The organism is Acidovorax sp., from assembly GCF_027492855.1.
Classification (GTDB): Bacteria; Pseudomonadota; Gammaproteobacteria; order Burkholderiales; family Burkholderiaceae_C; genus Acidovorax.
In genome coordinates this window covers 1-12,591 of record NZ_JAPUDY010000102.1, presented here as the reverse complement: position 1 = coordinate 12,591, position 12,591 = coordinate 1, and the positions used below count along the sequence as shown (strand labels likewise).

Genomic DNA, 12,591 nt, shown 5'->3' with positions numbered 1-12,591 from the left:
GTGGTTTACCCTTTGACGGCGCCCAGGGCCAGGCCCGAGACGAGCCTGCGCTGGACGATGAATGCCAGGACGAGCGGCGGCAGCGCAATCAGCGTTGCGGCGGCCATCAGCGCGCCCCAGTTGGCCGCGCCTTCGCCAATGAAGTTGAAGGAGGCGGCGATGAGCGTCTTGGTGTCGCCGTTGGACAGCACCAGCGCGAACAGGAAGTAGTTCCAGGAGAAGACGAACGACAGGATGGAAGACACCACCAGGCCCGGCATCACAAGCGGCAGCGCGATGCGCCAGAGAATTTGTGGCACGCTGCAACCGTCGACCTGCGCGCTTTCGAGCACGCTGCGCGGAATGTTGTCGAAAAAGGGCAGCAGCACCCAGATCACGATGGGCATGGTGATGGCCGCATGCGTAAGGATCAGCGCCCAGTAGCTGCCGATCATCCCGGCCTCGCGGAACATCACGTACCAGGGAAGCAGAAACAGCGTGCCCGGTGCCATGCGCGCCAGCAGCGTGACGGTGGCGGGCCAGGTGATTCGGGTCCAGGACACCGCAAACGCGGCCGGCACACCCAGCAGCAGCCCGATGGCCGTCGATCCCACCGTGATGACCGTGCTGTTCCAGGTGTAGCGCAGGAACGGCGTGGTGCCAAAAAGCGTGCGGTAGTTCTCGAGCGTGGGCGAGAAAATCAGCTTGGGCGGGTAGGCGGTGACTTCGGCCGAGGGCTTGAATGACGAGAGCACCATCCAGGCGATGGGCAGCAGGATCATCAGCGTGACCACCATCACTTGCAGGAGCGTCAGGCGCCGTATGAGTTTGTCGTTGGGATGCATGCCGTGCTCCTACCAAGCCACGCGCTTGCGCGCCTGGGTGAGGACCATCACGGCGCCCAGAACGATGGCGGACAGCGTGATCATCAGTGCGCTGGCATAGCCGATCTCGAACAGCTCGAAGCCTTTGCGAAAGCCATAGATGTTGAGCGTGTTCGACGCATTGCCGGGGCCGCCCTGCGTGGTGATGTAGATGATGTCGAAGAAGCGCAGCAGATCGACGCTGCGCAGAATGGCCGCCGTGACGAGCGTGGGCATCAACAGCGGCAGCGTGATGCGCCAAAAGGTCTTCCAGCGCGTGGCACCGTCGATCTGCGCAGCCTCATAGACGTTGGTGGGCAACGATTGCAGGCCGCCCAGAACGATCAGCGCGACATAGGGCGTCCATTGCCAGGTGTCGATCATCGCAACGGTGGCGATCACCCAGGTGGGCGATGCCAGCCAGTCGGATCGCGGCAGGCCCACGCTTTGCAGGATGTAGTTGGCCGCACCGATGGAGGGGTCCAGCACCACCAGCCACATCATCCCGACCACCACGGGCGGCAGCACGAAGGGCGAGATCATGAGCGTGCGCACGATGCCTGACAGCTTCTTGGAGCCATGCAGCAGCAGCGCCACGTAGGTGCCAAGCACCAGCTGCAGCACCAGCGACAGCAGATACAGCACGAGTGTGATTTTCAGGCCGTTCCAGAACTCGCCGTCCTGCAGCATCTGGACGTAGTTCATGCCGAAGTTGAGCTTGGGCTTGGCCCCGAAGCTGAACTCGTGCAGGCTGAGCCACACGGTGTAGGCGAAGGGGAACGCGATCATGGCGGTGGTGAACGCCACCGCAGGCAACGACAGGAATGCGAGCTGGCCTTTGGTGCCGATGGATTGGCTCATGGCGTCACCCTGCGAGAAAGCCGCCGTCGACCGCCAGCACCGTGCCGGTGATGTAGCGGGCCGCGCGTGAAGCCAGAAACAAGGCGCTGCCGGCAATGTCGTCGGGCTGGGCCCAGCGGCCTTGCGGAATGCGCGTGCGAATGCGCTCGTAGTGCGCGGCATCCTGGCGGCCGGTGGCGTTGATGGCGGTCTCGACGTAACCCGGCGCGACAGCGTTCACGCGGATGCCTTTGTCGGCCCATGCGAGCGCCAGCGACTTGGTGAGCATCACCACGCCGCCCTTGCTGGCGCAGTAGGCGGGGATGAAGGGCAGGGCGACGAAGGCGTTCATCGATGCCACGTTGACGATGCAGCCCCCGTCGGCGTTGGCCGCCAGCAGGGGCTGGCAGGCGTTGCACAGCCGAAAGGTGCCCGTGAGGTTCACGTCCAGCACGCGCTGGAAAGTGTCCACCTCGAACTCCTTGAAGCGCGCGAGGATGCCGGCGCAATTGACCAGGGTGCCCAGGCTGCCGAGCGTGGCGACGAACGCGGCGACCTGCGCGTCGCTGGTGACGTCGAGCACGGCCATGCGCAGCCCCGGCACGGGTGTCAGCGAGCTTGCCGCCAGCGCCGCCTCGTCCACGCCGGTGGCGATGACGTTGCAGCCTGCCGCCAGAAAGCCACGCGCCATCGCGGCGCCGATGTCGCCAGCGCCACCGACGATGAGCACGTTGTGCCCCTCGGGGAAGTCGAAGGGCGACACAGGCGGCATGGGCGACGTGGACGTTGCTAGCGGCATGGACTCCGTCACTCCTTGGCGATCAGTGCGTCGAGCTGTTTGTCGGCGTCGGCGCAGGCCTGGGCGGCGGTCTTCTGGCCGAGCAGCAGCTCGGTCACCGCCTGGCCCACGAATTCGCGCGATGCCGGGTTGGCGACGATCGGATAGCCGACTTCGGAGGTGCCGGTTTTGGCCAGTTCATTGACCGCTGCCACCCATTCGCGGCGCACCGGCTGCTCGTCCATCCATTCCTTGTAGTTCTTGGCATTGGCAACGGCCGAGCGCGGGGGGGCCACGCCGTCCAGCGCAAGTTTTGCCTGCATGGCGGGGCTGGTGGCCCACTGCACGAAGTACCAGGCCGCTTCTTTGTTCTTGCTGTGCGCCGATACCGACATGACCCAGCCGATGACCGTGGGGCGCGATCCGCCCGGCCCGGCGGGCAGCACGGTGATGGCCGTGTCCTTGGCGCGGGCGCCGCCGTCCATCACGCTGCGCAGCTCGTTGGAGGACTCGAAGGCCATCGCGGCCTTGCCTTCGCGGTACAGCGACGAGATTTGGTAGAAGCTGTAGTTGACGACGCCGGGCGGGCCGTAGTCCTTGAGCATCTTGGCGTACAGGTCGAGCGATGCCTGGCTCTCCTTGCTGCACAGCTGCGACTTGCCGTCCTTCATGTAGTCGCCGCCCATGTTGTGCAGAAACACGCTGTAGGTGAACGGCAGCGCGGGCTTGAGTCCGCGCGATACGAATGGCGTGACGCCGGGCTCGCAGGCCTTGAGCTTGGCGGCCACCGCGTCCAGGTCGGGAAGGCTCTTGGGCAATGCCACGCCGCACTTCTGGAAGATGTCTTTGCGGTAATAAAGCACCGGGCCTTCGACATTGAGTGGAATGCCGGTGAGCTGCTTGCCCGAGGTGGCGTCCTTCAGCATGCCCGCGCTCAAGTCGCCGAAGTCGTAGTCCTTGGCGACGGAGGTCTTGGTGAACTCGGTCAGGTCGGCGTACCAGCCCGCCTTGGCAAACTGCATGCCTTCGCGCGAGGGCAGCGACATGAACAGGTCGATCTCGTCGCTGCGGGAGTTCATCACCGTGACCAGGCGCTGACGCATCTGCTGCTCCTGGTAGGCGTCCACCTTCAGCGTCATGCCGGTTTGCTGCTCGAAATCGCCCTTGTATTTGAGCAAGGCGTTGGCGACCGGGTTGTTGTTGGCCAGAAAGGTCAGGGTCTTGCCCTGGTGCTTCTTCCAGTTGAAGTCCTGGGCCAAAGCCGTGTGGGCGCATGCCGACGCGGCGGCAATGGCAAGTGCGCAGCGAAGCGCTCGGGGAGTGAAGGTGTTGGACATTGCTCTTGTCTCCTATGGTTTTGAAAAATCCGTGGTTACGACGAAGCACATTCCTTGCATGTAAGCGGTTACAAAATTATGGACACAGCCTCCGCCAGGGTCAATCCTGCAAAGCCGATCATTTGCCCTATTTCATAGGTAATTTCCCTTGAATTGATGAATGAAATATCACAAAACAGCAAGTACCGTTTGCTGTAAACTGTTTCATCATGAGAGGAAAATCTATCGGTATCCGCGATGTCGCCAAGCAGGTGGGCGTATCCACTGCGTCGATCTCGCGCACGATCAACAACCCCGAATCGGTCAGCCCGGAGCTGCGCGCGCGCATTGATGCCGCGATCACCGAGCTGGGCTACATCCCGGATGCGGCGGCGCGGGCGCTGTCCTCGCGCCGCACCCGCACCATCGGCGCCATCATTCCCACGGTGGACAACGCGATGTTCGCGCGCGGCATCGAGGCGCTGCAGCGCTATCTGTCACTGCAGGGCTACCTGCTGCTGCTGGCCACCAGCGGCTACGACCCCGAGGTCGAGGCGCGGCAGGCCCAGAACATGGCAAGCCGTGGCATCGATGGCCTGATCCTGCGCGGCGACGTGCACACCGACGCATTGCGCCGCCTGCTGGCCACGCAGCGCATTCCTTTTGTGAACGTCGGCGTGTACCACCCCGACAAGCCCTATGCCTGCGTTGGCGGCGACAACGAGGGCGCGGCCTGGCGGGCCTGCCGCTACCTGCTGGAGCTGGGCCACCAGCGCATCGGCATGGTGGCCGCCATGTCGGCCCACAACGACCGGGCCAGCGCGCGCGCCACTGGCGTGCGCCGGGCGCTGCATGAGGCCGGGCTGTCTTTGCCGCCAGAGTGGTATGTCGAGGTGCCTTATCACCTCGATGATTCGCGCCAGGCCGCCCGCACGCTGCTGTCGCTCAAGGAGCGGCCCAGCGCCGTCGTCTGCGGCAACGACGTGATTGCCTACGGCGTCATGCTCGAGGCCGAGCGCCGCGGGCTCAAGCTGCCGGGTGATTTGTCGGTGATGGGCTTTGACGACCTCGAATGGAGCCGCCACCTGCGCCCCAGCCTCACCACCATGCACCTGCCCACCGACGAGGTCTGGTCGCGCGCGGGCGAGTACCTCATCAAAACACTGGCCGGCCAGCCCGCGCCGCTGCACCACGAGGTCGACGTGTCGCTGGTTGTGCGCGAATCGACGGCACCTCCGCAAGCGTGAGCCAGGGGCGAGGGCTGTTGGCAAAAATCGCCCCTGCCGCTTACAGGTAGTCATTTGTCGCTATAAAAATAGTAGCTTCTGACTTTGCGACAATCCTCCTTCATGAAAGCCCTGCGCATCCACGCCGGCCCCCGCGCCCGCCAACACCTTGAACGCCACGGCCTGCAGCCTGCCGATGTGGGCGTGATTCCCGCAGCAGCGGGCGGCCCCAAGGGGCTGATCCTGGGGCCGCTGGACCGGTTCATTTTTGGGGAGTGGTTGCCGCGATCGAGCCAGCCCGTGCACCTGGTGGGGGCCTCGATCGGCGCCTGGCGCATGGCCACGGCCTGTTTGCAGCAATCGGTGCCTGCCTTCGAGCGGCTGGAGCATGACTACATCCACCAAGACTATGAGCTGCCGCCCGGCAAGAAGCGCCCCACAGCGGCGCATGTGAGCGAGCGGTTTGGGCACAACCTCCAGGCGTTTTATGGCGGGCGGGTGGACGAGGTGCTGAGCCATCCGCGTTTTCATCTGCACATCGTCACGTCGCGCGGCCGCCATCTGCTGGGGCGTGAGCATGGCGTGGCCACGCCGCTGGGGTATCTGGGGGCTTTTTTGACCAACACCGTGCACCGCAAGGCGATGGGGGCGTGGCTGGAGCGCGTGGTGTTCTCGTCGCCCGATGCGTTGGCGCCGGGCGGCGGTTGCGCGGCTTTGCCGTTTGGCACCTCGGACTACCGCACGCGGCAGGTAGGGCTCAGCGCGGCCAACTTCATGCCGGCGCTGCAGGCGAGCTGCTCCATCCCTTTTGTGCTGCAGGCCGTGCACAACATTCCGGGGGCGCCGCCCGGTGCGTACTGGGACGGAGGCATCACCGACTACCACCTGCATCTCGCCTACGGCAAGCAGGCGGGCAATGCTTCAAATTTGATAGCTGCTCGCGCTTATGAATCAAGCGCTAGGGGCCAAAAAGAGTTGAATGTTGAGGCGGGTGGAGCGGAAGGGGCGGGCATCGTTCTGTATCCACACTTTCAGCACCGCGTGGTGCCGGGCTGGCTCGACAAGGGGCTCAAGTGGCGCCACCGGTCTACGCCCGCGCTGGACAACATGGTGGTGCTTTCACCCAACCCCGACTGGGTGCGCAACCTGCCCAACGCCAAGCTGCCGGACCGCAAGGACTTTACCCACTACGGCACGGACAGCCGCGCCCGCGCCCAGGCCTGGCTGGGTGCCACCAGCGCCAGCCAGCAATTGGTGGACGAGTGGGGTGAGTGGCTGCAGCGGCCGGACATGGGCGCTGTGCACGTGCTGTAGAAGCGCGCATCACCCTGCGCAATAGACCTGCGTGAATGTGGCGCTACAGCCCGGTCAACGGGTCGCGCCGGGCCTGCCGGTCCATCTGGAGCCGCAGGTTGCGGGTTTCGGTCACGTCGCGGAAAACCAGCACGCAGCCCACGGCCACGCCGTTGGGCCTGCGGATGGGAGAGGCGGTGTACTCGATGGCGCAGCGCTCGCCTGAGCGGTGGATCAGCACCTCCTGTGTGGCTTGCTGCAGCGTGCCCGGCGGGTTGTTGCGCTCGGCGGCCAGGTGGGCGCTGTGGCTGGCGGGCCCTTTGTGCAGGCGAAACACATCGTCCAGCGGCCGGCCCAGGGCTTGCAGGGCCGTGAAGCCGGTCATGAGCTGGGCGGCTTCGTTGATGGTGTCGATGTGCCCCGCCTGGTTGGTGGTGATGACACCGTCGCCAATCGAGGCCAGTGCGACCTCGGCGCGTTCTTTTTCGGCGTGCAGGGCCTCTTGGGCGCGCACGCGCTCGGTCACGTCCACCAGCGTGCCGATGGTGCCCGCCAGGGCCCCGCTGGTGCTGGTGAAGGGCGCCTCGTAGTAAGCCATGTAGAGCGGTGGTTGGTGCGCGCGGTGGATGCGGATCACGTTGTTCTGCGCCGCTGCAATCTGTGCGGAACGCCCTGGGGCGAGTTCTTCGGGGTAAGTGGCCGTCATCACACTGGCTGCGGTGCCTGTGGAAGCCCCGGCGGGGCCAGCAGGCGTATGAAAGAGCCGCTGCCACGCGCGATTCATGTCGAGGGTGGTGCCATCGGCATCGCGCACGAACACGGGCAGGGGCAGGGCGTCGATCAGTTGCCGTGTGAAGTGCAACTGCTCGCTTTGCTGGCGCTGGGTGTCATGCAGCGACAGCACCAGCGACTGGACCTTGCCCGCCATGTCGTTGAACGCATCGGCCACGGCCCGTGACTCCAGCATGCCGGTGACTTCCATGCGGGAGCCCAGGTGGCCTTGCCGAAAGGCGTTGGTGGTGTGGGCCAGCCGCCGCAGCATGCGCGCATTGGCGCGCAGCAGCAGCGTGAGCAAAAACAAGATGGCGAAGATGTTGAGCGCCGAAATGCGCGCCTGAACCACCACGGTGCCCCAGATGCGGTCCACCAGCGGCTGTGCATGCAAGGTGGTGGTGAGGCGGCCAGCGACCTTGCCCGTCAGGGCCTGGCCCGACTGCTGCAGGGGCAGGGGGATGTCCAGCCAGCGCGAAAACCACCCAGGCGCCTGGGCGCGGGGGGCGGGGGTGTGCACTTCGGTGGCGGGGTGGTTGCCGGACTCCCACCGGATCGCCTCAACGCCTGGGCCGAGGCGGGTGATGCCTTCTTCAAGAAGGCTGTGGATGGCAGGGGTGTCCGACGGGGGCAGGGCGGCCAGGCGCGGCAGGAGGAAGTCGCTCGCACGCCGCAGCTCGGCGGCGGCAAGGCGGTCTGCCTCCTCGATCTCCGCCTCGAGCAGGTAGTGGTACCGCACACTGGTGACCAGCAGGATGATGAGGGCGATGGGCACGTACAACCGGGGGTAGGTGCCTCGTAGCAGCCAGGTGCTGAGATTTCCGGTGCGCGTCATCGACAGTGGCCCTTCCCAAGAATTCCTGGGGGTGAATGGTTCTCAATTAGTGCAGGTCTGGTGTGGAGTCTAGCGGGTAGCGCGGGGCGCCCCTTTGATGAGGGTAAATATGTGGTGTTTTGTAACAGCTGCCCGGCGCTTCAAAACCCCCTCGCGAAAGAGCGCAAAAGGGGCGCAGGAAGGGCGCGGGCGATGCCGTTGGTGGCCGGGTCAGAGCGACTGGGTCAGCATGTCGCGGTATTCCTCGGGCGTGGCGATGCGCGGGTTGGTCTTGTGGCAGTGGTCGGCCATCGCGCCCTTGATGATGTCGTCGAACATGCTTTCGGTCACGCCCATGGCGGCCAGGCCGGTGGGCAGGCCCAGGCGGGCGTTCATGTCGCGAATGGCGTCGGGAATGTCGCCCGCAGCGGCCAGGCCCATGGCATGGGCCATGCGTTCCAGGCGTTTTTCCTTCTGCACCGATTCGGCGCCCGCGTTGAAGCGGACCACGGCGGGCAAAAACATGGCGTTGAGCGTGCCGTGGTGCAGGCGCGGGTTCACGCCGCCCAGGCTGTGGCTGAGCGAGTGCACGGCGCCCAGCCCTTTCTGGAAGGCCATGGCGCCCTGCATGCTGGCGCTCATCATGTGCAGGCGCGCGTCGCGGTCGCTGCCGTTTTTGGTGGCTTGCTCGATGTGTGCCCAGCCGCGCGTGAGGCCGTCGAGCGCAATGCCGTCGGCAGGCGGGTTGAACGCGGCCGACATGAAGGTCTCCATGCAGTGCGCAATCGCATCCATGCCGGTGGCGGCGGTGAGCATGGGCGGCAGGCCCAGCGTGAGCTCGGGGTCGCAGATGGCTGTCTTGGGCACCAGGTTCCACGAATGAAAACCGAGCTTGCGGTGGTCGTCCACGATGATGATCGCGCCGCGCGCCACCTCGCTGCCTGTGCCGCTGGTGGTGGGCACGGCAATCAGCGGCGCTGCGCGTTCGGTGATGCGCGGCGAGCCGCCCTCGATGGTGGCGTAGTGGGTGAGCGGGCCTTCGTGTGTGGCGGCAATCGCGATGCCTTTGGCGCAATCGATGGCCGAGCCGCCGCCCACGGCGATCAGGCCATCGCAGCCCTGGGCCTTGTACATCTCTACGGCGGCGCGCACGGCGGCTTCGGTGGGGTTGGAGGGGGTCTGGTCGAACACCGCCACCGTCATGCCGGGCAGGGCGTCCAGTGCCTTTTGCAGCACGCCAGCGGCCTTGACACCGGGGTCCGTCACGATCAGCGGGCGCGTGATGCCGACACGTTCGCATTCCTGCTTGAGCAGTTGGACGGCGCCGAATTCAAACTGGATCTGGGTGACGTAGTAAATGAAAGCCATGGTGCAACAAACAGGGTGTGTGAAGAAAATCGCCAGCGATTACGATAGCCCGCCAGCCCGAAGTGCACTTTATAAGGAGGAGATAAGTATGCATACAAAGCAAACCCTGATCGCGGCCCTGGTGGCCGTCACCTCTGTGACAAGCGCCCAGGCCCAGTGCCTGACCGACGCGCAGGCCGCCGACATGGTGGCCAGCTACATGGCCAAGACCCCGGCCGCCAACCCCGAGAACTTGTCGGACGCCGATGGCGCCTGCACGCGGGGCAAGGTCAACCAGTTGCTGGCGCAGCGACTGGGCAAGGTGGTGGGCTACAAGGCGGGCTTGACCAACCCCGCCGTGCAAAAGCGCTTCAACACCGACAAGCCCGTGTGGGGCAAGCTCTATGAAGGCATGGTGCTGCAGAGCGGCGCTACGGTGGACGCCGCGTTTGGCGCCCGCCCGCTGTATGAGGCCGACATGCTGGTGCGTGTGAAGAGCGCCGCCATCAACCAGGCCAAGACCCCCATGGATGTGCTGGAGGCGGTGGACCAGATCATCCCGTTCATGGAGCTGCCCGACCTTATGGTGCAGGCGCCGCCCAAGCTCAATGGCGCGGGCGTCACCGCCATCAACGTGGGCGCGCGTCTGGGCGTGGCCGGTGCACCCATCGCGGTGCCAGCCTACCGCGCCGAGCGTTTTGTGATGCTCAAGGCCCTGGCCGACATGAACGTGTCGCTGACCGATGGCGCGGGCGCCCGCCTGGGCGGTGGCAAGGGCAGCGACATCCTGGAGCATCCACTCAACGCCGTGGTGTGGCTGGCCGGTGCGCTGGCGCAGGAGGGGCTGGCCATGCAGCCGGGCGATCTGATCAGTTTGGGATCGTTCTCGGCGCTGTTGCCGCCCAAGGCTGGGTTGTCGGTAACGGCTACGTACGACGGCCTGCCGGGGGCCACGCCCGTCAAGGTGACCTTCAAGTAAAAAACGCCCCCACGGCCCGCCCGCGCCGGGGCGGGTCCATCCTGTTGCCGAGGCCCTGACCGTTGACCGATCTGAACATCCACCACACCCGCCTTACCCCCCAGATGCGCAGCGTGCTGGAGCGCATGGCCCGCGCGGGCCATGCACCGCTGCACACGCTGTCGCCCCAAAACGCCCGCATCGCCTACCAGGCGGGGGCCGATGTGCTGGAGGTGCCCAAGGCCGCCCTGGCGCGGGTGGAAGACCTGCAGATCCCGGCCCGTGACGGCCACATGCTGCCCGCGCGGCTGTATGCGCCCACCATCGACACGGGCTTGCCCGTGCTGCTGTACACGCATGGCGGGGGCTTCACCATTGGCAACATTGCCACACACGACATTCTGTGCCGCGAACTGGCTCGCCTGGCGGGCTGCATGGTGGTGTCGCTGGACTACCGGCTGGCGCCGGAGCACCGTTTTCCCGTCGCCAGCAACGATGCGTGGGATGCACTGCAATGGCTCGCCGCCCAGGCTAAAACCCTGGGCGCAGACCCAGGCCGCCTGGCCGTGGGCGGCGACAGCGCGGGCGGCACGCTGGCGGCCGTCAACGCCATCCTGGCGCGCGATGCGGGCTTGCCGCTGGCGCTGCAACTGCTGATCTACCCCGGCTGCGCGGCCCACCAGGACACGCCGTCGCACACCACCTTCGCGCGCGGCCTGGTGCTGGAGGAGCCTGCCATCAGCTGGTTTTTCGGCAACTATGTGCAAAGCCGCGAAGAGCGCGAGGACTGGCGCTTTGCCCCGCTGCTGGCCCCCGACGTGGAGGGCGTGGCCCCTGCCTGGATCGGCCTGGCCGAGTGCGACCCGCTGGTGGACGAGGGCGTCGAGTACGCCGACAAACTGCGCCTGGCCGGTGTGCCGGTGGACCTGGACATCTACCGGGGCGTGACTCACGAATTCATCAAGATGGGCCGCGCCATCCCCGAGGCGCGCAAGGCCCATGCCGACGCGGCCCGTGCACTGCGTCTGGCTTTTCACCTGGAGTAATGCAATCCATGCAACGCAGTGACTTCCGCTTTTTCCACCGCCTGCGCGTGCGCTGGGCCGAGGTGGACATGCAAAAGATCGTGTTCAACGCGCACTACCTCATGTACATCGACACGGCCATGAGCGACTACTGGCGCGCACTGGCCTTGCCGTACGAGGCGAGCTTGTTGGCGCTGGGCGGCGAGATTTATGTGAAAAAGGCCACGGTGGAGTACCACGCCTCGGCGCGGCTTGATGACACGCTGGATGTGGGTCTGCAGTGCACGCGCATCGGCAACTCGTCCTGCCTGTTCACGGCGGGCATCTTCAGCGGCGACCAACTGCTGATCTCGGCCGAGCTGGTGTATGTGTTTGCCGACCCCGCCACGCAAACATCCCTTCCTGTGCCGCCTGCGCTGCGCGCCATCTTCGAGGGCTTTGAAGCCGGTGCTGAGATGGCCGAGGTGCGCACTGGCGACTGGAACACCCTGGGCCGCGACGCAGGCCGCGTGCGCACGGCGGTGTTTGTGCACGAGCAGGGCATCCCCGCCGAGATCGAGGCCGACGTGCACGACATCTCGGCCCGCCATGCCGTGATCTACAACCGGCTGGGCATGCCGATTGCGGCAGGCCGCCTGCTGCAGCACGCACCAGGCGTGGGCCGCATCGGTCGCATGGCGGTAGACCGCTCGGTGCGTGGCCTGCAATGGGGGCGGCTGCTACTGGGTGCGCTGGTCGAAGCCGCCCGCGCCCGGGGCGACACAGAGGTGCAATTGCACGCCCAGCGCAGCGCCGAGGGCTTTTACCGCCGCGCCGGCTTTACGGTGGTGGGCGAGTCCTACGAAGAAGCCGGAATTGCGCACATCGCGATGGCGCGGCAGTTGTAGTGATTTGCTATTAAAAAGTGAGCTTCTTGCGCTTGATGGACGGGCGCAAGAGCCCGTTTTGCTTGATTATGTATATGCCTCAGACACTTCTCCCCATCCGTTCGGGCTGAGCCCTTCGACGGGCTCAGCCCGAACGGGTAGGTCGGTCTCTGAGGTCGGTACATAGTCAGGCATTTTTGTTCAAATATCTTCGAGCAAGGGGTAGGGCAGGGGCTGCAGCGACAGCGCCACGCCACCCGCCGCGCCCACCTGCAAGCTGCCTTCTTGCGCTGCGCTGATCTGCAGCGACACGATGGCATCGAAACCACCGCCCGGTGCGGGGGCCACCTGCACCACGGTGCCGCAGGGCTGCTCCAGGTCGGCCGCGCTGAACACCTCGGCGCCCACCGCCACCTCGGCCACTGCATGGGCGATGTAGGCGCGGCGCTTGAGCGTGCCCCGGAACTGGCTGCGCGCCACCACCTCCTGGCCGGGGTAGCAGCCCTTCTTGAAGT

At 65.7% G+C, this 12,591-nt stretch carries 11 protein-coding genes and 1 pseudogene; 5 read left to right on the top strand and 7 right to left on the bottom strand.

Features of this window, described 5'->3' with window-relative positions; translation table 11 throughout:
* Positions 1–5: 5 nt before the first annotated feature.
* The 4 genes from Q0105_RS20445 to Q0105_RS20430 are packed head-to-tail and all read right to left on the bottom strand — an operon-like array spanning position 6 to position 3,797.
* The gene (locus tag Q0105_RS20445) at positions 6–824 is read right to left on the bottom strand and encodes a carbohydrate ABC transporter permease (RefSeq protein WP_298214567.1); all 819 of its coding nucleotides are present in this window, start codon (positions 822–824) and stop codon (positions 6–8) included.
* 9 nt (positions 825–833) lie between these two features.
* Positions 834–1,703 (bottom strand): sugar ABC transporter permease, encoded by an 870-nt coding sequence (locus tag Q0105_RS20440; RefSeq protein WP_298214564.1) that lies wholly within the window; start codon positions 1,701–1,703, stop codon positions 834–836.
* Between the two features lie 4 nt (positions 1,704–1,707).
* Entirely contained in the window at positions 1,708–2,481 is a 774-nt protein-coding gene (locus Q0105_RS20435) for an SDR family oxidoreductase (protein WP_298214563.1), read from the bottom strand.
* A gap of 8 nt (positions 2,482–2,489) precedes the next feature.
* A complete protein-coding gene (locus tag Q0105_RS20430) occupies positions 2,490–3,797 on the bottom strand; it encodes a sugar ABC transporter substrate-binding protein (protein ID WP_298214561.1) in 1,308 nt (435 codons plus the stop codon).
* A gap of 209 nt (positions 3,798–4,006) precedes the next feature.
* On the opposite strand from Q0105_RS20430, the gene Q0105_RS20425 reads away from it, so the two are divergent.
* Both Q0105_RS20425 and Q0105_RS20420 read left to right on the top strand, forming a co-directional pair.
* A complete protein-coding gene (locus tag Q0105_RS20425; RefSeq protein WP_298214559.1) occupies positions 4,007–5,023 on the top strand; it encodes a LacI family DNA-binding transcriptional regulator in 1,017 nt (338 codons plus the stop codon).
* 102 nt (positions 5,024–5,125) lie between these two features.
* The gene (locus Q0105_RS20420; protein WP_298214558.1) at positions 5,126–6,316 is read left to right on the top strand and encodes a phospholipase; all 1,191 of its coding nucleotides are present in this window, start codon (positions 5,126–5,128) and stop codon (positions 6,314–6,316) included.
* Between the two features lie 43 nt (positions 6,317–6,359).
* Here Q0105_RS20420 and Q0105_RS20415 read toward each other — a convergent pair whose 3' ends face one another.
* Positions 6,360–7,901: a PAS domain-containing protein gene (locus Q0105_RS20415; RefSeq protein WP_298214556.1), complete on the bottom strand. Its 1,542-nt coding sequence runs from the start codon at positions 7,899–7,901 to the stop codon at positions 6,360–6,362.
* Positions 7,902–8,111: 210 nt separating this feature from the next.
* Positions 8,112–9,248 (bottom strand): iron-containing alcohol dehydrogenase, encoded by a 1,137-nt coding sequence (locus Q0105_RS20410; RefSeq protein ID WP_298214554.1) that lies wholly within the window; start codon positions 9,246–9,248, stop codon positions 8,112–8,114.
* Between the two features lie 88 nt (positions 9,249–9,336).
* Between Q0105_RS20410 and Q0105_RS20405 the strand changes: the two genes are divergently transcribed.
* The 3 genes from Q0105_RS20405 (at position 9,337) to Q0105_RS20395 (ending at position 12,097) form a co-directional block, all read left to right on the top strand.
* A complete protein-coding gene (locus Q0105_RS20405; protein WP_298214552.1) occupies positions 9,337–10,206 on the top strand; it encodes a fumarylacetoacetate hydrolase in 870 nt (289 codons plus the stop codon).
* A 104-nt stretch (positions 10,207–10,310) separates the two neighbouring features.
* Positions 10,311–11,231, top strand: a complete 921-nt coding sequence (locus Q0105_RS20400; protein ID WP_298214612.1) for an alpha/beta hydrolase — start codon at positions 10,311–10,313, stop codon at positions 11,229–11,231.
* An 8-nt stretch (positions 11,232–11,239) separates the two neighbouring features.
* Positions 11,240–12,097: a YbgC/FadM family acyl-CoA thioesterase gene (locus Q0105_RS20395; protein WP_298214550.1), complete on the top strand. Its 858-nt coding sequence runs from the start codon at positions 11,240–11,242 to the stop codon at positions 12,095–12,097.
* A gap of 180 nt (positions 12,098–12,277) precedes the next feature.
* On the opposite strand, the pseudogene Q0105_RS20390 reads toward Q0105_RS20395, so the two are convergent.
* Positions 12,278–12,591: pseudogene (locus tag Q0105_RS20390) on the bottom strand (folate-binding protein); the annotation flags it as partial.